This is a genomic window from Fibrobacterota bacterium (assembly GCA_019509785.1).
Taxonomy (GTDB): Bacteria; Fibrobacterota; Fibrobacteria; order UBA11236; family UBA11236; genus Chersky-265.
The window spans coordinates 1-20,760 of sequence record JAEKLQ010000023.1 but is presented as its reverse complement, the minus strand read 5'-3'; the positions used below and the strand labels follow the sequence as shown (position 1 = coordinate 20,760).

General features: G+C 61.7%; 14 protein-coding genes. 4 read left to right on the top strand and 10 right to left on the bottom strand.

Annotation, left to right across the window (positions count from 1 at the left end; all coding sequences use genetic code 11):
* From JF616_02625 to gmd (JF616_02595), 7 genes are all read right to left on the bottom strand, one after another.
* Nucleotides 1-2,556: a hypothetical protein gene (locus tag JF616_02625; GenBank protein MBW8886628.1), complete on the bottom strand. Its 2,556-nt coding sequence runs from the start codon at nucleotides 2,554-2,556 to the stop codon at nucleotides 1-3.
* Complete coding sequence (locus JF616_02620) at nucleotides 2,553-3,428, bottom strand: TIGR02147 family protein (protein MBW8886627.1); 876 nt, start codon at nucleotides 3,426-3,428, stop codon at nucleotides 2,553-2,555. The genes JF616_02625 and JF616_02620 overlap by 4 nt, the downstream gene beginning before the upstream one ends.
* Before the next feature lie 81 nt (nucleotides 3,429-3,509).
* Nucleotides 3,510-5,813: a hypothetical protein gene (locus JF616_02615; GenBank protein MBW8886626.1), complete on the bottom strand. Its 2,304-nt coding sequence runs from the start codon at nucleotides 5,811-5,813 to the stop codon at nucleotides 3,510-3,512.
* Between the two features lie 154 nt (nucleotides 5,814-5,967).
* Entirely contained in the window at nucleotides 5,968-7,554 is a 1,587-nt protein-coding gene (locus JF616_02610) for a hypothetical protein (GenBank protein ID MBW8886625.1), read from the bottom strand.
* A 104-nt stretch (nucleotides 7,555-7,658) separates the two neighbouring features.
* Nucleotides 7,659-9,200, bottom strand: a complete 1,542-nt coding sequence (locus JF616_02605; protein ID MBW8886624.1) for a hypothetical protein — start codon at nucleotides 9,198-9,200, stop codon at nucleotides 7,659-7,661.
* Nucleotides 9,201-9,209: 9 nt separating this feature from the next.
* Nucleotides 9,210-10,250, bottom strand: a complete 1,041-nt coding sequence (gene gmd / locus JF616_02600) for a GDP-mannose 4,6-dehydratase (GenBank protein ID MBW8886623.1) — start codon at nucleotides 10,248-10,250, stop codon at nucleotides 9,210-9,212.
* A 65-nt stretch (nucleotides 10,251-10,315) separates the two neighbouring features.
* The gene (gene gmd, locus JF616_02595) at nucleotides 10,316-11,350 is read right to left on the bottom strand and encodes a GDP-mannose 4,6-dehydratase (protein ID MBW8886622.1); all 1,035 of its coding nucleotides are present in this window, start codon (nucleotides 11,348-11,350) and stop codon (nucleotides 10,316-10,318) included.
* 102 nt (nucleotides 11,351-11,452) lie between these two features.
* Here gmd (JF616_02595) and JF616_02590 point away from each other — a divergent pair, with 102 nt between their 5' ends.
* Complete coding sequence (locus JF616_02590; protein ID MBW8886621.1) at nucleotides 11,453-12,748, top strand: homoserine dehydrogenase; 1,296 nt, start codon at nucleotides 11,453-11,455, stop codon at nucleotides 12,746-12,748.
* A gap of 15 nt (nucleotides 12,749-12,763) precedes the next feature.
* Here the strand turns inward: JF616_02590 and JF616_02585 are convergent, their stop codons facing one another.
* The gene (locus JF616_02585; protein MBW8886620.1) at nucleotides 12,764-13,198 is read right to left on the bottom strand and encodes a hypothetical protein; all 435 of its coding nucleotides are present in this window, start codon (nucleotides 13,196-13,198) and stop codon (nucleotides 12,764-12,766) included.
* A gap of 283 nt (nucleotides 13,199-13,481) precedes the next feature.
* On the opposite strand from JF616_02585, the gene JF616_02580 reads away from it, so the two are divergent.
* Both JF616_02580 and JF616_02575 read left to right on the top strand, forming a co-directional pair.
* Nucleotides 13,482-14,924, top strand: coding sequence for a sugar transferase (locus JF616_02580; GenBank protein ID MBW8886619.1), 1,443 nt, complete (start codon nucleotides 13,482-13,484; stop codon nucleotides 14,922-14,924).
* Nucleotides 14,925-15,227: 303 nt separating this feature from the next.
* Nucleotides 15,228-16,427 (top strand): hypothetical protein, encoded by a 1,200-nt coding sequence (locus JF616_02575; protein ID MBW8886618.1) that lies wholly within the window; start codon nucleotides 15,228-15,230, stop codon nucleotides 16,425-16,427.
* Between the two features lie 7 nt (nucleotides 16,428-16,434).
* Here JF616_02575 and JF616_02570 read toward each other — a convergent pair whose 3' ends face one another.
* Nucleotides 16,435-17,328, bottom strand: coding sequence for an HAD-IB family phosphatase (locus JF616_02570; protein ID MBW8886617.1), 894 nt, complete (start codon nucleotides 17,326-17,328; stop codon nucleotides 16,435-16,437).
* A 48-nt stretch (nucleotides 17,329-17,376) separates the two neighbouring features.
* On the opposite strand from JF616_02570, the gene JF616_02565 reads away from it, so the two are divergent.
* Nucleotides 17,377-19,314, top strand: a complete 1,938-nt coding sequence (locus JF616_02565; GenBank protein ID MBW8886616.1) for a DUF4954 family protein — start codon at nucleotides 17,377-17,379, stop codon at nucleotides 19,312-19,314.
* A 402-nt stretch (nucleotides 19,315-19,716) separates the two neighbouring features.
* Here JF616_02565 and JF616_02560 read toward each other — a convergent pair whose 3' ends face one another.
* On the bottom strand, nucleotides 19,717-20,031 hold the full coding sequence (locus JF616_02560; protein ID MBW8886615.1) for a hypothetical protein: 315 nt from the start codon (nucleotides 20,029-20,031) through the stop codon (nucleotides 19,717-19,719).
* Between the last annotated feature and the right edge of the window lie 729 nt (nucleotides 20,032-20,760).

Sequence of the window (20,760 nt, the reverse complement as noted above, 5' to 3'; positions counted from 1 at the left end):
TCAGAAAGGCGTCAACTGATACCAGGAAGGATAGTCGCTTTCCCCGGCGGGAGGCGCGTCATACCAGGTCATAATGTAGATCTTTCCGCCGGCGGTTATGGAGGCGGCCCGGGTTCCTTTTACGGGGAAAACCGCGGGTTTATAATAAGCGGGATCGATTTGCCAGGCACGGGAGGGCTGGGAGCCCACGTCCAGGAATCCCGGCAGGGAATCCAGGCTGATGCTGTAAAGGGATCCGCCTATGGAATGGAAAGCCAAATCGTATCCAAGGCTATCGTCCGCGACGTTGATAGGCCAGTACCAATTATTTTGGTAGTCAATCCCGCCGGAGGGGGTTATCGTTTTCCGTAGATTCTGGTGCACCCAAACGTAGGGATCCCCATCGACTACCCCTGCGGGTACGTGTCGGTACCAGTATCCTATGTTGTTCCCGTTCAGGGTCCATGCGTTCAGGGCCGGGTCGTAGGTGGTTTCGTTGGCATTGGGATAAACCCCGAGAACGCGGCCCCCGAAGGCGATCAAATCCGATGGTCCGCCATTCCAGATGGGCAGAACGCGGGCTAACCACGGGCTTGCCGTGGTCCGGTAAGGAGCCGGATGCATCGTCCATTCGTCCCTTGCCGGGTGATAGCATTGCCATTGGCCCGAGCCGGAAAGCACGTAGAGCGAATCGCCGAGCGCCACCGCGGAGAAACGATCGTCCGCCGCGGTCGGGACCGGCGGGGGCGCCTTGGCCAACCAGGCATCGGCGGCCGGATCATAGGCCCGCAGGCCATCGCGGAGGGGAAGCCAGATCAGGCCGTCCGCCACGTAGAGGGGGCCGTTCGCTTCCGCGGTGGCCCTGACCCGCCAGACTCCGGTCGCCGTGTCGTAAGAGGTAAATCCGCCCTCCGCCGATCCGGCGCCGCCCCCGAGCACGTAGATCGTTCCGTTCAATTCGGCCAGATGCGGTTGGCTTACCCCGAATGGTTTCCAGAGGGGCGCCGCGATCGGCCTGGGCGCCTCGGATTTAAAACGATAAATCTTGAGCCAAAGGGTATCCAATCCGGTTTGCCCGTCGTCGTCGGTCACGCGCAATACGCAGGGATAATCCACCACGGCTTGCTCCTCCACCTTGAAACTGGTATCCCCCGCCGTCACCGTACGGAATTCCCCCGTTCCGCCGATATCCCATTCATAACGCACGATCCGCCCGAACTGGTCGGTTCCCTGACCATGCAAATGCATGATATCACCCGGATAAATGATGGTATCCCGGCCGGCGTGCGCCACCGGTCTATCCGCCACGATGGAGTACGCGAAAGAGGAATCCCATGCCGTTCCGGCCTGATCCAGGGCGATGAGCTTGATCCGCAAGTCCGAAGGGCGGTTGGGGGCTACGTAGCGTAAGGTATCCTCGCCGCTCCCCGCGTCATGCAGATCCGCTTTCCTCAACGTATCGTTCCCGGAAATCCAGGCCAGTGAGCGATTGCCCCTCCCCGCATTGTCGAATGCCGCCCGGAAAAGCACGGTATCGTTCAAGCTGAACTGGCCGGGAAAGCGCGAGTCCGAAGCCAAGGCGAGATGGGTTTTCACCGTAACCGGCGGCACCGCGTTCAGGGCCGCCGATTCGAACCATTCCCCCGCCCTCCCGTTCTTGGTCTGGGCCATTACGCGGTATTCCCAACCCCGCGCCGCTCCCTGCGCCCCGATGCCGCCATAAAGAGTGTCCACGTAGAAGGTATCGGTCACCCGCGAATTGTTGATCGGCGACCCTGCGATCGATTGGGCGTTGAGCGGGTCACGTAGTACAAGGTATCCCAACAGATCGGATTTCTTGACGGGGTGCCAGGAAATCCGGGCCAAGCCCCGCAACGTATCCATGTCCACCCGAATCCCTTCCACGATGGGGATGCCCAGATAGGCTAGCGCGAAGGGTTCGGCGATATCGGTCGCCTTTCCCGATTCGATCCTGAAGCCGGAAAACAAGGCCACGTAATCGGGAAGGGTAGTGGCGAAGCGGACGTTGTAGGTACCGCGGGGCAGGGCGCCTATCTCGAAGCGGCCCTCGGCGTCGACGTTCGCGAACACCGTGGTGCCGAGCAACTGCAGGGTCACGGAAGCAGGCTCATGATTGGGCTGCACCCTCACGCGCCCGCGTACCGAGCCTTGGGCGGACAGGGTGTCGTCCGGGAGCCGGGAGCTGGACCCCGACAAGATCACCGAATCGTTGAGGGAGGCTTGGCCATCCTTCTCGGCGATAATGTTGTACTGGCCCGCGGGCAAGCCGGACACGTCGAACTCGCCCGCGGCATCGGCGGTGCGTATGTAAACGCCCGCGGCGCTCTTGGCCAAAGCCGGTTGCGGAAGGTACTCCACGGGAACGATGCGCACCTGGGCGCCTTCGGCGGGCTTTCCGTCCGTCCCGAAGATGCGGCCGCGCCCGCTGGCGACGGACGAGGGGCCAGAAGGCGACTCCTTCTCCTGGCAGCCGGAGACCAGCATCGAAGTCGCCAGGCACATGCCTCCGCCCACCGACAAAAGCAACATCTTACCCAAGAAAGAAAGTCCGTTCATGCCTGTGCCTCCCGCGCGCTACCGTTCCGCGCCGCGTCCGTCGCCTTGGTCGCCCGAGTCAACGGGAAGACCTGGAAATTGCATTGGTAAACCCTTTTATCCGGCCCGGGCTTCTCGCTCAAGGCCAGCAACCTTTTGCGTAGCGCTTTGATCTCTTCCTGGGCCCGTTCGAAATCCTGCGGCCGCAGCGCCAAGGTCAAAGCCGAAATGTCCCGCTCTTCCTTGGGAAAACGTTCCAGCGCTTCGATGCCGAGTTCGGCGTTCGCCTTCAGGAAATTGGCCAGATGCAAGGCCTTCTCGGCGGCGTCCTTCTTAAGGATGGCCGAGGTGGGGCGATGGATGCCGTTGCCGTCCTGGGCGATGAGCCCCAGGCGCTCGAGCAGCTTGATGGCCTTGCGGGCCTGGTCCGGGCGGATGGACGGTACCAGGCTCCGGCCCAGATCGGCATAGTCGCCGCGGAAAGGCTGGAACAAGAGGAGTTCACGGATGGCCGCATGATACCATTTCGAGTAGTAATCGAATTTGTCCTTGCCCAGGAAGTCGACCTTCAGATCCTTCCCGGAAAGCATGCGCTCCCAATGCCGGTTCTTCTCCTCGAGCGAACCCGCATGCGCGTAATCGACCATGGCCTCGAAGTATTCGGATTCGGCCGGGCCCAGCCCCAAGAGCTTTGTCAATTTGATTCGATAGGTGCCGGTAAGAGAAATGCGGCCTTTCACCATATCCGAGAACCAGCCGGTGGACGAAGCCCCCACCGTATCGGCGATGTATCGATGCGAAAAGCCGGGATTGAGGCGTTTTCCGGCGGCATATCTATCGCGCAGGTAAAGCCGATAATCGGTGTAGGAACGGATGTCCGGAAGCGCGGTCATGCCGCAAAGGTAACCTTCGGCGGGGTCGCGAATCAATATGGGACCGAAAAGCGCGCGCTCTAAAGACTAGAGCGCGCGGGTTCACGGTAAGGCGGGATAGGCGTAAAATGAAGGCGGTTCTTCCGCGCGGGCATCGTCCTTGCCATAATACCCCAGCACGTAAACGGTGCCCGCGGATTCGGCGCTCGCGATGCGGGTGCCATGGATGGGGAGGGGGATTTCGCGCTTCCATTTGCTATCCCCCGGTCGAAAGCTCATAGCTTCGACCCAGCCGGGGCGGACCACGGCGAATGCAATAATGCGTCCGCCAACGGCATAGGCCTGGACGGGAATGGAATCGGGAGAATACGAGAAGACGGTTCCGGCCGCGAATCCCGGTCCCGGCAGGGTCTGGTTCACATCGTTCTTTTCATCATAGGCCTGCATCGTAGAGGCGGCAGTGACGAAATAGATCTCTCCGTTAATCTCAACCTTAGCCGAATTACCCAGACTCAGACCGTATGTGGAAGTGCGCAGGCTTTGGAAGGAGCCGGTTTCCCACGCGTAGGAAGCGAGCCCGTAGTAACCGGACGACAAGTACGCCTTTTGGGCCGTGGCATACACAAGCGCGAATGACCCATAGCCGGGAGCGAGCACGCTCATACTTCCCGCGTCCGGATCATACAGGTTGCCGGATTGGTAACTGGAACCGGATATGCCCTGCCAATTCCCGATCGCCAGCAGGGATCCGGCGGCGAATAGGGGCCTGGCCGCGTAGGTGTTCGGCTGCGAGACCAGGGTTCCCAACGAATCCCAGGCATCGGCCGGAGGCGAATAGGCATAGAGCGTATTCGAGGCGGCCATATAGATTTTCCCTCCTTGCGCCACGACCGTCCCCAAGGCCGGGGCCTCGGCCGAGGTTTTCCAGGTTCGGGAAGCCGGGTCGTACACGGTCGCAGCCGTATGGGATTGGCTGCCACGGCTTCCGAAGACGTAGACCTTGCCTCCTACCGCCGCCATCGGCTGCTCGATCTGATAGCGTCCCACCATGCCGTACGCGGGGATGGGCCGATCGACCAGGCGTTTCCAGGGCGCGCCGAGGACGAGAAGCGAATCCTTCCATACCGAACCGGAAGCGTCGGTAGCCTCGATCCGCAAGCGCAGGGAATCCCCGGATGCGAGGGCATCGATCCCCAAGGTGTCCCGTCCTTGCCGCGCATCGGGTTCGCTCATGCGTATGCGATGGCCGGCGGCATCCTTCCATTCCAGCTTTTTGATCTTGCGGGTGGGATTCGAGAAAGAAACGCTCACCTGCCCGCTCTCTCCCGCCTGCAGGACCGCAAGGGAGGAGCTATCGCTCCCGAAGGAGAAAAGCGTGGTCACCGTCCAGGGTTGCGGGGCTTCCACCTTTATCCTTTCCGCGAAAGGCCCGTTGAGATCGTTGATCCCGGCGGCAGCGACGCGGTATTGCACTTTGGCCACGCTGGAGTCCCGATAAACCGCGCTTGGATCCGGCAGGCCGGTCTGCGGATTGGGCAAACCGGTCCGCGCCATCGGGAACAGGGTATCGTTGAATACCGTATCGTCGACGTTGAACCAATACGGATTGTAGGGATTCAAAGGCGCATTCTCGCGCACGATGACGTAATGATCGATCAGCGGGGAGTTGGGCCGGCTCCAGGTGAGCGTAACGACGCCGGTGGCCGTATCCATGATTGCTTTCACCCCCCTCACCGCGGGGACGCCCAGATAGACGGGTGAAAGGGGATCTTCCAGGGATTTCCCGCGGCCCGCTACCAAGGTCACCTCCAAGTTACCCTCGAGGTAATCGGAAGCCCCGTCCCGGGCGACGCGCAGTCGCAAGTGGCCGGCCGGCAACCCCGTCAAAGAGAAGGTCCCGGCGGTATCAAGCCCGACGCGGTACGGGAGGCCGACGACTTGCACCGCGAATCCGCGGGGATCGTCCCCGGGCTGGAGCTCGACCCGGCCCGATAGGGAAGCCGGGGCCCGTAAGGTATCCTCGATTCCGACCTGGGACGGCAGGAAGACGGAATCGCGCAGGCTCACGTCGCCCGAGCGCATCGCCAGGACGTTATAGAGACCCGGCGTTAACGCGGGCAAGGCGAAATGGCCTTCGGCATCCGTGCGCGCCCGGAAGGCCTGCGAGCCTGGGTCAGCGGTTTTCGCCAATGCATCCCCCGCCTGAGGCAAATAGCCTATCGGAAAGACGCGGATCTCGGCGCCTTCGACTGCGTGGCCGTCGCCATCCCGGATGGTTCCCCGGGGAACGGTGGCTGCCGAATCGGGAGGTGTGGTGACCGAGGGGGTATTGCCGTCATCGCAACCTGGCAGGATGATAGCAAGCAGAATTGAAACGGCCGCCATGGCTTGAATGCGACGGGTCATCGAGTGCTCCTGAAGTGCCCGGCGCGCGGAAGCCGGAGAATTCCCCGAATTTACTTCGGCTTTAGCCGCCGGGCAAGGACCATTCTACCTGGTTCTCCGTTATCCCTTGGGTCACGGACCCACGGGACCCAAGCCCAGCAGGTTATCCATTCCATCAAAGAAACGATTGCTTCCAACGGATGTTGCCGCCGGCCCATCGGACCCGGAAGCATCGCAGGCCCCGCCGGACCGCTTCCGCGCCTCCGGGGATGAGCGCCAAGGGAATCGAATAGTCCCCATTCCGGCCTTTCAGCTCAAGATCCGCGCTCGCGCAACGCCCCGAGGGGTCGATGGACTCGAACCGGATCCGCAAATCGGACCTGCTCTCCCCGGCGATCCGCAAATCCAGGCCCGCGGGGGAAAGGCGGGCCCTGGGCTCGCCCGGAGGCGCCTGTCCGCTAATGCCCAAGGAAGCCTCCGACGCGTACACCGGTTCCAATTGGACAGCTTCCGTACCCATTCGCACCGTTACCTCTGGGGAAAGGGTATCGGGAAGGATCTCCGCCTTGCCGATGGCGTGCCAGGATTGGAACACCTGGGTGTACTGCTTCCAGCATTCCAGGTCCGCTCCGCAGGAATTGTATTGGCCATAAGAGGCAACGGCCTTCTCATGCAGAGTGTCGCCGGGCGCAAGCCAGATCTCGCCCCGGAATGAAGGCGTGGCGAGATCGGCGAACTTCCCGTAGGTCCGTCCTTGGATGCGCAGGGAGTGTTCGATGCGATCATGATGCCACTGCGAACGCGGCAGGAGAAGGACCCTTCCCATGGAATCGGCCGCCAGCAAGTTGTCGTATGCGAAGGCTAATGCCTTGAATCCCGATCCCGCCACGGCCGGCTTCGGCGGCAGCGTTGCCGAGAGGTCCACCCAGCCCCGCCGCAAGGCGCCGGTCGAGTCGATGTAATAGATCTCGCTATCCGCCTGGGCGAGGCCGCGGTTGGGGGACCAGCCCAAGACGGCGCGCGCCCACGTTTTGCCCTCGTCATGGGAAACCATGGAAAAGTAGGGGTTCATCGTATCGTAGCTATGCCTCCGGTCGTCCATGAAGTGGAGCGCGATGACGGAATCCGAAACGACGTTTACCCGGGTATAGGAATAAAGCGGCAGCCACATCGGTACTTGCAGGCCGACGCGGGAGGAATCGATCCCGGACCCCGCGATGCGGGCGATGTGGGCCGTATAGATGCCCGTTCCCTCTCCGAAATAATAGAGCCCTTTCCTGGTCCGGAAAATCGGACCGTTATTATAACCGAGGTTACGGTCGCAGGCCCGCCAGGTGGAGCCTTGATCGTTGGATTGGTAGCCGTCGAATTTTCGGAGCAGCACGATGCCCGAATCGAACGCGGCCAAGCTTCGCTTACCCTTGGAATCCGGACAAGCAACGTTACCGGAATCCCCTCCGCATAAGGAAACCCAGGCGCCGGACTCCGACAACGCATAGGGGGTGTCCGCGGCCATGGCATAGAGGGTACGGCCATCCTCGACAAGGGTGTCGACGGATCGCCCGGCCCATTCGGCCGTCGCGGCATTCCAGGTCCTTCCGGTGTCCGCCGAAACGAACAAGCCCGAGTCCGTGGCCGCGAAGACGTTCCCCTGCCAAGGCAGGAATTGGCGCACGGGGGCCGCCGGCAGGGCGCCCCAGAGCGGGTTCAGGGTGGCGAGCAGTATCGCGAATGCGCCGACCAGGTTCCGTTCATCCCTCATGTAGGGAAGACTACTTCCGGAACCGGGGCCGGACAACCAGAACCAACCGGCCCCTCGCTCTAATTCCTAGAGCGAAAATTCCTTAAGGCGAAACCGTTCTTCGCTCACCATCCGGCCTTCGCCTCCGCCCCGAATCGGCTTCCGCGGCCTTTTCCCCATGTTTCCGTCCACCAAAAGCGCGCTTCCGCGAAGCGGCGGTAGAACCAGGAGATCTCCTGCGTTGCCGACCAAGCCGTCTCCGCATCCCCCAACCAGACCTTGGTCTGGCCGTCGATGGCGTCGTCGTGGATGGTCCCCAAGATCGACCCGCGCCCCGTCCCTTTGGTATCCCATTGCCAGCGTTCCTGGATCTGCCAGGCGCGCAAGAAGCGCCAACCGGCCTGTACGTCCAGGCTGCGGGAATCGGGCCCCAGCTTGCTGGCGCTGGGGACGTCGTAATGCTTGAAGCTGGTGTGGTTCAACCGGCCGTTATAGGTCCACGGCTCCACATGGGAATACTCCGCCACCAGGTCGGCGTCGGCCCAAGCCGCAGGCAACACCCATTGGAATCCCGCCAGCCCCGCCCAGCGGTTCTCCCAGAAGTTATCGAAGAGGGTGGCCGGCCCCAGCAGATCGTCCAGGAACAATTGGCCCCAGAGCATAAGGCCGCCGGGTGCGGTCCAGGCCGCGTCGAAGGCCATGGAGGCGTTATCGCGCCCGCCGCTATTGGCCTCGGAAAAGGTGAGCGGCACGAAGGGTAGCAGGTAGGCCGGATCGGGATCGCGGTCCTGGTAGATGACGAGATCCTCGTAGGCCAATTGCAGCGAGGGCATGGGACGGAAGGCGAGCCGGTGCAGATTCGCGTACTTCAGCACGTCGAAGGAGGAATCGGTCATCTGGAGCAATTCATCCTCGATGGACAGCCAAGGGGCGAAATCGATGCGCGCGGAGGCCTGGTAGTAAGGAGGGGTTTCGCGCGTGGCGGTCAGGGACGAAAAATACCCGGGTCCGGAGTGGACATGATCCCGTCCGGCCCGGATTGACCACCAATCATGGTCGTAATTCACGTAGTACTCGAATCGGTTGTAGGTCCGCATGTCCAGCAGGCTGTCGCCGGCGCCCTTTTCGACCGTATAGGTTTCCCCCAACCCGGGATCGAATTGGTGGCTCCATAAGGCGCGATCCGCCTCCTCGGAATAAACGATGGCATGGGTGTACCATCCCAGCCTGCCCCCCAAGGTCCCGTAGATGCGCGCCCCCAGCCCGCCTCGGGCCAGGTCGGGAGCGGTATCCCCGGCCGCGCCGAACTCGCCTCCGGCTTCGGCCAGGGGCGAGAGCAGGAAGAGGTTGCCCCGGGCGCTATCGCTCCAGCGAACCGCTTCCCCGCCCGCGGCGAAAGGGAAGCGATCCAAGAGGCGCGCCGAGTCCGAGGAGGTGAGAACGCCGCCATCCAGCCAGGCCCGCACGGGCCTGAGCGGCTGGGGAAAGGATTGGCCGGGAAGGAGGATGCCGGAACGCGCCTCGATGCGGCGCAAATCGGCGAAGGCGGGATCGCGCGCGGAGATGTCGAGGGGCGGCGTTGCGGCTAAGGATTGCAGCGCGCCGAGGCAAGCGAAAGCGGCCGCGGCCAACGCCCGGTGGGCCTCACGGGGAGCCCTGCCGGGCATGCGCATCGCCTAGCCCACGCCCTGTGCCTTCAAATCGGCTTTCATCATGATTTCCACGAGTTGCTCGAACTTCACCTTCGGTTTCCATCCCAGTTTCGTCATGGCCTTGGTCGGATCGCCCAAGAGCTGTTCCACCTCGGCCGGCCGGAAAAACTTGGGATCCACCTCGATGAGCACCTTGCCGGTTTTGCGATCGCGGCCCACTTCATTGACGCCTTCGCCGTCCCAGGCGATTTCGTAGCCGGCATAGGGCGCGGCCTTCTCGATGAATTCGCGGATAGTGTGCATCTCGCCGGTCGCCGCCACGTAATCATCCGGCTCGGGCTGCTGCAACATCATCCACATCATCTCGACGTAGTCCTTGGCATAGCCCCAATCGCGCCGGGCGTCCAGATTGCCCATCCGCACCGTCTTCTGCTGCCCCGCCTTGATTTTCGCCAGCGACAGGGTCACCTTGCGCGTCACGAAGTTTTCGCCGCGCCGCGGGGATTCGTGGTTGAAAAGGATGCCGTTGGACGCGTGCATGCCGTAGGACTCGCGGTAATTCTTCACGATCCAGAAGGCGTACATCTTGGCGACGCCGTAGGGCGAACGGGGATAGAATGGGGTGGTCTCCTTCTGGGGGACCTCCTGGACCTTCCCGTACAATTCCGAGGTGGAAGCCTGATAGACGCGGCTTTGCAGTTTGTTGATGCGCACGGCTTCCATCAGGCGCAGCACGCCAGTCGCATCCACGTCCGCCGTGAACTCGGGGGCGTCGAAGGATACCTGGACATGGCTTTGGGCGGCGAGGTTGTAGATCTCGTCGGGCCGGACGGAGGCGATGATGCGGTTCAAGCTGCTGGAATCGCCCATATCGCCGTAGTGCAGTTCGTAGACTTTACCGCTTTGCCGCGCCAGGTTCCGTGATTCCTCGATGCGGTCGCGATTGAACAAGGACGTGCGGCGGATGATCCCGTGGACGTCGTAACCCTTTTCCAGAAGGAACTCGGCCAGATAGGATCCGTCCTGCCCGGTCACCCCCGTGATCAAAGCGATTTTGTTCGGCATGCGTCTCCTCTTTCCGGGAAGGAATTATAGCAATCTCTCCCGGCCGTACATCCCGGAACGGCCGGTCAGGCGGCCGCGCGGGCGAGGTCGGCGCGCATCATCAGCTCCACCAGTTGGCCGAAAAGGATCTTGGGGGACCATCCCAGCTGGCGCGCGGCCTTGCCGGGATCCCCGCACGTGCCCTCGGAGTCGGCGGGCCGGAAGAAACGCGGGTCGATGGCCACCAGGATTTTGCCGGTATGAAGATCCCGCCCGATTTCTTCGACCTCGGTCCCTTCCCAAAGGATTCGGAACCCCCCCTGCTCCGCCGCCAGCTCCACGAATTCGCGCACGCTATGGCTCTCCCCGGTGGCGACGATGTAGTCGTCCGCCTCCGGCCGCTGGAGCATGAGCCACATCGCCTCGACGTAGTCCTTGGCGAAGCCCCAATCGCGCCGCACGTCCAAGAGGCCCAGGCGCAGGATTTCCGGGCTCCCGGCCCGCATCCTCGCCAATGCGGCCGTGATTTTCCGGGTCACGAAAGTCTCGGGACGCAAGGGGGATTCATGGTTGAAGAGGATGCCGTTCCCGGCATGCATGCCGAAGCTTTCGCGGTAATTGCGGACGATCCAATGCGCATACAACTTCGCGGATGCGTACGGGGAAAGGGGGCGGAAGGGCGTGGATTCCCGTTGCGGGCGCTCAGCGGGATCGCCGAATAACTCGGCCGAGCTGGCCTGGAATAAGCGGGCCCGGAGCTTTTCCCGGCGGATGGTTTCCAAGAGGCGAAGCACCCCCAAGGCATTGGCTTCGAAGGTCGCTTCCGGGGCTTCGAACGAGATGTTGACGCGGGATTGGGCCGCGAGGTTGTAGACTTCGTCCGGATCGATGCGGATCAGCAGATCAGAGAGGGTCCCAGGTTGGGAGAGGTCCCCGGGATAGAGATGGAGGGAACGGCCGGCGCGCGAAGCCTTTTCGACGAGCGGAGCCATGCCGGGGTGGCCGGGATGCGCGCTACGGGATATCCCATGGACGTCGTACCCTTTTTCCAGGAGCAATTCCGTTAGGTAGTAACCGTCCTGCCCGGTGATTCCGGTGATGAGCGCCGACTTCGAGGACATAGGTTCGTCCCCGTTCCGAAGGCATCGGGGCAGGGGCTATAATAGCATTTGACGCCGGACGCGAAAACGCAAAAGCAGGGTATCTTGCTAAATTCCCGTCCCATGCAAATCCGCCTCGGCATCCTGGGACTCGGTACGGTCGGCTCCGGCGTTCTCGATTTATTGGATCGGCACCGGGCCTTCTTCCGGGACAGCCTGGGTTTCGAATTCCCCGTTACCGCCCTCTGTTCCCGTTCCCAAGCCAGCCTGGACCGCTTCGCCGGCCAAGCGCCCTTCCTCACCCGCGACCCGCTCGCCCTGGTTTCCCGCCCTGATGTCGATGTGGTCTTGGAACTGGCCGGCGGCGAGGACGCCCCGCGCGCCTGGGTCGAAGCCGCCTTCGCCCATGGCAAGCATGTCATCACCGCCAATAAGGCCTTGCTTGCCAAGCATGGCCAGGATCTTTTCCCCTTGGCCGAGCGCACGGGCCGCTTCCTTTTATTCGAAGCGGCCGTCGGCGGGGGCATCCCCATCATCCGCACCTTGCAAGAAGCCTTCATCGCCAACGATATCCACGGCCTGGCTTGCATCATCAACGGCACTTGCAATTACATCCTCACCGAGATGACGCAAAAGAAACTGTCCTTCCAGACCGCGCTGAAGGACGCGCAGGCCCTCGGCTACGCGGAAGCCGATCCTTCCTTCGACATCGAGGGGACGGATTCGGCGCATAAGGTGGCCTTGCTGGCCTCCCTCTGCTACGGCAAATACGTGGACTACGGCAGCATGTCCGTGGAAGGCATCACCACGCTTTCGGACGTGGACATCGCCATGGCAGAAGAGATGGGATTCGCCATCAAGCTGCTGGGCGTGGTTTCCCAGGATCGCGAGGGGCGGATCCAAGCCAACGTGTACCCGGCCCTGCTCGAGAAAAAGCACCAGCTCGCAACCGTCGAAGGCGTGCTGAACGCCGTCTTCCTGAAAACCTCGGCGGTGGGCGCCATCTTGTTGACGGGCGCGGGGGCGGGCAAGCTGCCCACGGCCAGCTCCGTGGTCTCGGACCTGGTTTCCCTGGCGCGCCAATTGGCCACGGGCAATCCCAAGGTCCAACCGATGGGCTTCTTTTCGTCGCGGAACCGCGCCGATCTCCGCCCCATCGACGAGTTGGAGACCGAGTTCTACCTGCGCCTGACCGCGGTGGACAAGCCGGGCGTGCTGGCCAAGGTGACCGCCATCCTGGGGGAAGAGGGCATTTCCATCCGGGCCCTGGTGCAGAAGCCGGAGCATGATCCGGAACGGGTCCCGGTGATCTTCCTGACGCATTCCACCAAGAATTCGAACGTGCGGCGCGCCCTCAAGCGCATCGACGCCCTGGACATCATCCAGGCGCCCACCCAGGTGCTGCGATTCTATCGTTAGGGCCGGAAAGCCTTTTCAGGGCAGGTTTTGCAGGTCCAACAAGTCTTGCGTCCTGCCGGTGGCTCTCTTGTTCCGTTTCAAATGATCCAATGAAATGATCGGAATTTTGAGCCCGAAAAAATCATCCAGGATCCTACCGGCGAAGATTTCCGCGTTCTCCACGCCGTCGATGGAAGTGATCAAGTCGATCCGGACGGGCGGAAACCCGAGTTGGATCACGTTAGCTTCAGTCATGAAGTCGGCAGAGGTAACGCGCAGCGATGCGAATCCGAATCGGCGCAGAACTTGCAGGACCTTTTCCGCATTGGCCGCATCGCGGGCGATGAGGATATCCATATCACCCGTGTACCGGGGGTAGCCGTGGTATGCGACGGCTAGCCCGCCTACCAGCGCGAACTCAACCGACTCTTCGATTAATAAGCTTAAGAACTCTTTGAAGTCTTGGTTCAGGCTGCTGCCGGATTTCAAAATATTGCCTCCGCAGGAAAGCCGTGGCTTCGAGTCGGCGGGCGGGGGTTTGGGACAGCCAATATTCCCGATCGCCGGAATCTTCATGGAGTCGGCGAATCCGTCCGTTAACCGCTTCCGGTGCGATTTGATCTTCCCGATCCATGCTCTTCCGCTCCAGCCTATTGGTCTCCCAATTATACCAAAAGTCGCATATCCATGCCGGAATGGCCTCTCCCTCCATTTTCCATTGTAATTTAGCCCGACGGGGCCGGGGCCCTCATCCATGCTAGCGCGCAAATTCGAGAAGTACCTGATATTCGTCTCCGACGTGGTTTCCTTCAACCTCGCGTTCGCCCTCATCTTTTGGTTGCGATACAAGAGCGGCCTTTTTCCCGAGCTGTTCGATCCCGGGCGCGAGTTCGGCCATTTCTCCCGCATCGCCTTCGTCCTGTCCCTGATCTGGATCGCCTACTTTTTCATCAGCGGGCTCTACCGCGACTGGTACCTGCAATCCCGCGCGGTGCAATTGGGGGTGGTCTCCAAGGAAATCACCACCGGTTGCCTCATCATCCTGGCGGTCACCACCGGCTCGGACGTGCTGGAGCAGATCCAGCAGCATCGCCTGGGCCACGTGTTCACCTGGACGCGCGCGGCGTCCTTCCTTTCCTATTGGGTCACCTTCCTCGTCTCGGTGAACGGTTTCCGCATGCTGTCGCAAACCCTGGTGCGGCGCCTGCTGCGCAAGGGAATCGGGCTGGACCGGGTGCTGATCCTGGGGGCCACGGAAGCGGGCCTGCGCATGCAACGCGAGCTGGCCGAGGTGCCCGAGATGGGATGGAAACTCGCCGGTTACGTGGACGAGAACCCGGGGCAGCGGGGCCCCGATTTCGGCGGAGCCCCGGTGCTGGGCAAGTACGCCGAATTGCCGGAGCTGATCCCTAAGCACAAGATCGGCGGCATCATCATCAGCCACGAATCGGCGTCGCATAACGAGATCCTGCGCGTGCTTTCCCATGTGGCCGAGTTCCCGCTTTCCATCTTCATCGTGCCCGATCTGTACGACGTGGCCAGCGGGCATTTCAAGACCAGCGCCGTGCACGGCATTACCCTGAAGCAGCTTTTCCCCGAGCACATGCCCGCCTGGGAAGCCAAGCTCAAGCGCCTGATGGACATCGCCATCTCCGGGCTGGGCCTGGTCCTGGGCGCGCCGCTCATGGCCCTCACCGCCCTTTTCATCAAGCTCGACTCCAAGGGACCGGTGTTCTACAGCCAAGAGCGCATCGGGCAATACGGGAAACGATTCATGGTGCATAAGTTCCGCACCATGCGGACCGATGCCGAGGCGGCCGGGCCGCAATGGGCCAAGGCGGGCGATGCCCGGGTGACGAGGCTGGGGCGCTTCCTGCGCCGCGCGCGCATCGACGAGATGCCGCAACTCTGGTGCGTATTGTCCGGGGACATGAGCCTGGTGGGCCCGCGGCCGGAACGGCAGCATTTCATCAGCCAGCTGAGGCACGAAGTGCCGTTGTACCTGCGCCGCTTGAAGATGAAGCCCGGCCTCACGGGCTGGGCCCAGGTGAAGCATCGCTACGACACCAACATCGACGACGTGAAGACGAAGGTGATGTTCGATTTGTGGTACTTCGAGAACATGTCCTTGAGCCTGGATCTGTATATCCTGCTGCGGACGGTGTGGGTGGTGATCACCGGCCACGGCGCGCGGTGACCGGCGATCGCGGGCTCCGCGGGCCGGGGCTCAGACAGGCTGCGGGCGGGGCGAAGCGAACGAGTCGGTCGATGGCCAAGCCAGCCCTCGCCTAGGTCGCCTATCCCTTCGCAACGCGCATGCGGAATCGATGAATGAAGTCGTTGCAGGCGCTGGTCCGTTCTCCGGGCGGCGGTTCGTATCAGGAAAAATGGTCCTTTGAATTTAGTCCGCCCGACCGAGAGGGTAGTTATTATTGCCATCGGGTCCAGTCCCACGTTCCGGAAGTGAGCGGGTACGGGCTTCAGGAGCGTCCAAAGGGATATGTTCGGAATCGGATGTTGCGCCCGCCGGGCCGGAGCGGCCTTATGCGTTTTGGCGGTCGGCGCATCGGCGCAGATCCTCGTCGATGCCTCGGGGGCCCGGCAAATGGGGATGGGGAAAGGAGGCGTGGCCTTGCCGGACCAGGCCCATGGCGCGGCGTTCAATCCGGCCTTGCCGGCGCTGTCTTATCCTTGGGATAAGATTTCCCTCGAGCTCCATCCCGATTGGCTGGTCTTGTGGAACGGTCCGGAATGGGGTCCCCAGATTCGGCAGAAGTCCTGGAACGGGCCATTCACGGGGACCGCGGAAATGGGCCCCGCCTTCGACGGCTTATTGCGGGTCCCGTCGCTCTACCTGCCGCGCTTGGGATATGTCGCTTTCGATGAAAACGATTTTACGGGCGATTGGGGCGGTCGGGAACGGGTCCGGGTCTACGCCCTCACCCTTTGCCCAGCGGTGGATTTCCTCGGAGAGAAAGAAGGCCGCACCACACGCCATGCCTGGTCCTTCGGCCTGACCCTGAAATCCTACAAGTACGATCTTCCCTATGTAATATGGGAGCCGGTCCCGGCTCCGGGCTCCATCAGCGCGGAGCCCGGCTCCACCAGCGGTTTCGCCTTCGATTTGGGGGCCGCGGGGCGGAGCCTCCCGAAGGCCCTGCCCGGGGTCCGCATCGATTGGGGTATCGCATTCGCGAACCTGGGGCCACCCTACTCCTTCTTCCATTCCGGACCCTATGATTTCGATCCCTTGGATATGCGGTATCGCGCCGGTTACTCCCTGGCCTACTCGCCGTTTCGCGGTACGCGCTTCCCCATCTTCCGGGTCCTGGTCCAACAAGAATTCTCCAAGATTTTCAGCGGATACGACAGCGACCGAGTGCCTTATCCCTTCTATCAGGCCTTCTACAAGGATTTGGACGCCCCGATTTCCCGGTACTGGCGCGAGACGGAATCGCATACCGGCTTGGAAACCACTTGGTTCGGCCTGGTGAATTTGCGGGCCGGCCGCTCCATGGACCGGAGCTATGGCGAACATCCCTGGTACACCTTCGGGTACGGCCTGGAATCGGGGCGCTGGCTGGGGCCCGCCTATCTCAAATACGATTACGGTCGTGAATTGGGAACCCGGGAAAGGCGGAGGGATAATTATTTCCCCTTGCGGCGGGAGTACGGCCTCCAGGCGGGATGGCGATTCTGAAAGGTGGCTACCGTTCCGTCCGCGGAGCGCCGAATAGGGCGGCGTAGATTTCCGCGGGCTGGCCTCCCGGATAGCGCATCGCCACCCGTTCCCGCAACGCGCGCACCTGCTCCGGCGCATACTCCCGCGCCCCGGCCGCTTCCTTGAGGGGATCGCTCCCCGTCTTCGGCAGGCCCGGCCCGGCCGCGAAAACCAGCGAGGCGAATTTCCCCAGTAGCACCTTCCATCCCGGCCAACGGCCCGGCTCTTCCCAGTCCATCGACGGCCAGCCCTTTTCCCGCGCCAGGCGGCGCAGCTTGCGTTCCGGCCGCACGCAGATCGGGAATTCGGAAAACCCGAGCAGAAAGCGATCATGGTAATGATCGGAATAGGCGAATGAAAGGGCCCGGGCTTCGGCGCCGTAGCCCAGTTCGCCCATCCGCTTGAGCTTGTTCTCCCCGCGCAGATTGCCGTCCCGATAGCGCGGCAAAGCGAAAGTCCGCTCGGGCCAGATCATTTCCGAACCCTGGATATCGGCCATGGGCAGGATCGATTTCAGATGCTTCAAATAGAAAGTGGCGCTGGCGGAGAGGATCACCACCTTATGCCCCAGCAGATGATGCGTCCATAGACGGCGCAACACAGGCACGTGCAAGCGGGCGGACAAATCGGCGGCGACGAATTCCGCCGCCAGGCGATCCAGGGCATCGGCGGGCTCGAAAGCCATCGGCCATAGGAAGACCCGCTTCAAGGCATGGCTATCGATAAGGCGCAGCGCGAAGGCGATGAGGGCGATGCCGTTGGCGATCTGGAAGACCCGGCGCGCCGGGCGCTTCCGGTAATAGAAGCGCAGCCAATAGAGGATGCTATCCCCGCTGCACAAGGTATCGTCGAAATCGAAAAAGGCATGGACTTGGGCCACGCGCCAAAAGTAGCTTTGAGAAGTTATCTTCCGGCCGGGGAGCGAACCATGATCGGGAAGAACGACCAGGGCATGCTCGAAGATCTCGCGGATCGCCTTACGCAGGCGCTGGCCGCTTCCGAATTGGCTGCCGGCCTGCGGAGCCTGTCCCAAGCCGGGCAACGCCTGAAGGCGGGAAGGCCGCTCACCCAGGGCGAACGGCTATGCCTGGAGAACCAGGGCAACGCCTGTCCGGACTGGAACCGGGTGCGCATCGAAAGCGATGCCGGGCTCTCGGCCCTCCGCGGCAATACCTTCGAAGGCGACGTGCTCCTGAGCGGTTTCCACGGATCTTGGCCTGGCCCGGACGGACGCGCATGGCCGGCGGGCATGGCCGATTGCCGAGTGCGGGACGCCGTGATCGGCAACGCTTGCCTGTACCATATCGCGCGATTGGATCGCCAGGTCATCGACGAGGGCGCGGTTCTGGTGGGCGTGGGCGAACTGGATTGCCCCGCCCCCACCACCTTCAGCCTGGGCCGGACCATCCATCCCGGCGTCGAGACGGGCACGCGCAGCCTCTGGCTTTGGGACACCCTGACCTTGGAGGACGCGACGGCGGCGCTCTCCCTGACCCCGGATGCGCAGAAGGCCTTCCGGGCCCGCTTGGAATCGCTTTTGGCCCCGCTCCAGAGCGCCTTCGGCTTCGTCGGCAAGGGCGCTTCCGTGATGCATGCGCGCCATATCCATTCCGCCTACATCGGCCCGGGCGCCCGCGTGGCCGGCGCTTCGCTCATCCGCGAGTCCGCGCTGTTGGCCGCCCCCGGCGAGCCCTGCGTGGCCGCCGAAGAAGCCTGGATCGAAAAATCCATGCTGAAGCCCGGCGCGCGCGTGGAATCGGGCGGCAAGGTTTCCCAGAGCTTCCTCATGGAAGGGAGCGAAGTGGGCTGGGGCGGCATGGTCTCTCAATCCGTCATCGGCCCGGAAACGCATATCCACAAGGGCGAAGTCACCGCCTGCCTGCTCGGCCCCTTGGTGGGCTTCCACCATCAGTCCTTGCTCATCTCCGCCCTATGGCCCGAAGGGCGCGGCAATATCGCCTACGGCGCCAACGTGGGCAGCAACCACACCGGCAAGAAGCCCGATCAGGAAATCCGCCCCGGCGAGGGCAATTTTTTTGGTCTAGGCTGTTCCATCAAGTTCCCGGCCAACTACCAGGACGCGCCTTATAGCCTCATCGCCACCGGCGTGTCGACGGCGCCCCAGCGGGTGGCGTTCCCCTTCTCCCTCATCAACCAACCGCAAGGCGCGCCCGGTACGAACGGGTCCGATGGGGGCGCAGCGGGACGGGGCCTCAACGAAATCGTTCCGGGATGGATGTGGTCGGACAACGCCTATGCGCTGGTGCGGCGCATGTACAAGTTCGAAAGCGGGAGCGCCGCCAGCCGCCGCTCCCCCGATGATGATGCGTCTTCCACTTGGAAGACCGGCTTCTTCGCCGGCCGCCTCTTCGCCGCGGCCTTGGCCCACAAGGTCTTGAAGGCGCACCAGGCCCTGCGCGCGGCCCCGCCCGATCGGCCTTTCTACCTGGAGGATACCCTGCCCGGCTTGGGTAAGAATTTCCTGCGCGGCAAAGGCAGGGCGAAGGCCTTGGCCGCCTACGAGGATTACCTGGCCTTCTTCCTGATGCGCGCCTACGCCGATCGGCCGGGCGAGGCCTGGGGCATGGAGCTTTCCGATCTGGTCGCCGCCATCCGCAAGGAATTGGCCCACGGGCATCCTTCCGTTCCGGACGCGCGCTCCTGGGCGGCCGGCCAGCGCGGGCGCCTACCCGCTTTCAAGGCCAGCATGCTGGCCTCGCTGGCGCGGGACGATCAGCGGGGCCGCCAAATCTTCGACGATTACTCCGATTTCCATCCGGCGCCCGGGGACGATGCGGCCGTGGCGCGGCTGGCGGGGGATCTGGAGGAGTTGGAACGGCGGTTGGAAGCTTTCATCGGGGGATGAAAGTCGGGTTTCGGCCTTTACACCTTCAAAACCATTTCAGGGTCACGGCTAGATCAGTGAGTGGAGGCGGACCAAAGATTCAACGTTGCCGACGTGGTGGGGTTGTCTTGAGTATAGATGGCTGGGACCGGCGCCACGTCCGAATACTCCACATCAACCTTTTTGTTCGCAGCCTGGGCTGCCATCATTAAGCTGAAGAGGATTTTCCCATATCCGGCGGCATCGTCCAAGATGAACCAACAGATATAGGTATTGGACCCTTGGATTAGGTTTACGGTCGCGATATTGTGCGGCGTTCCCCCAATATTGATTCCCCGGAACGAGGACTGCCACTAGGCAGAAGATCTTCCATCCCCTATGAGCCAGCTTTTCCAATACTACTCGCTTATTCATGGCTTTCCCCTAGATCTTTACCAGTCGCACGGACAGGATTTTCTTATAGTTCGTGGGAGCGCAATTCGTACCGGCATCCTCAACCTCGAGTTTCACTGTCTGGCTGTTGGTGAAGGCTTCGACTAGTAAAGAGAGTATCTGGTTCGAACTCGCTGACCAATTCGACCCCATATGCCAATAGGTGACATTGTTGTCCATGAGGACATAGATGTTGCCGAGCGTGCAGGCAGTGGGCTTCTCGGAATTGTTCTCGCTATAAACCTGTAGCTCCTTGACCTTGCCCTGCACCGTGGTGGCGGCAGAAGGGAGACCTATGCAACACAAAACAAGGGCTAAAATCAATCGTTTCATGAAACCTCCTGAATTCGATAGTTAGATCGCGACCCAGTCCAATTCCAATCTCAGGGCATTTTCCTCTCGCGAGGCTTGCTACTGATTAGTGATGTCGCGGTCTGATCTGGGCCAGGGAAATAATAATAATTAGCGCGGAAATTTCATGAAAGCTTTATCACAACCGCAAGATTAGTTCCAGAAAGATCCGACCATACTTTGTCGGGCCTCAAAGAGCTGCCACGGATTTAGGCGCCCCCGGGTTAGCACCCGAGAATTCCTTCTTGTTTTGACAAGATTTAATACCGATTTCTCAACATAAATTTATGGCAACGATACCTGAGGATGGAAAAGGCCGACCGCGATTTCGAAATTCCGAGGACATGATTTAAACGCGTGATGCCAATCTTTCTACTGCCCGACTGGGACAAGAGTAATGTAAGCCGGATTGGCAGTCCCACTCGTAATCCATTTTGTTCCGCTTACGTCATTGTAAACCCCAGTTACCCTAATATTTTTGCCTGTAGAAATTGCGCTAAGGATGATACTCAGCCATTGGCTTTCTTTACCCGTTGGAGGAGTAATCTGGATTTGATTCACACTGTATCCGGCGCAACATGGTTTAGCACTTCCATCAGGAGCCTGTAATGTGATCATGCTATTACTTCCATTAACAGTGAGGGCTGGGAATGTAGAAAGGGGGATGGTATACCAAGGATCTCC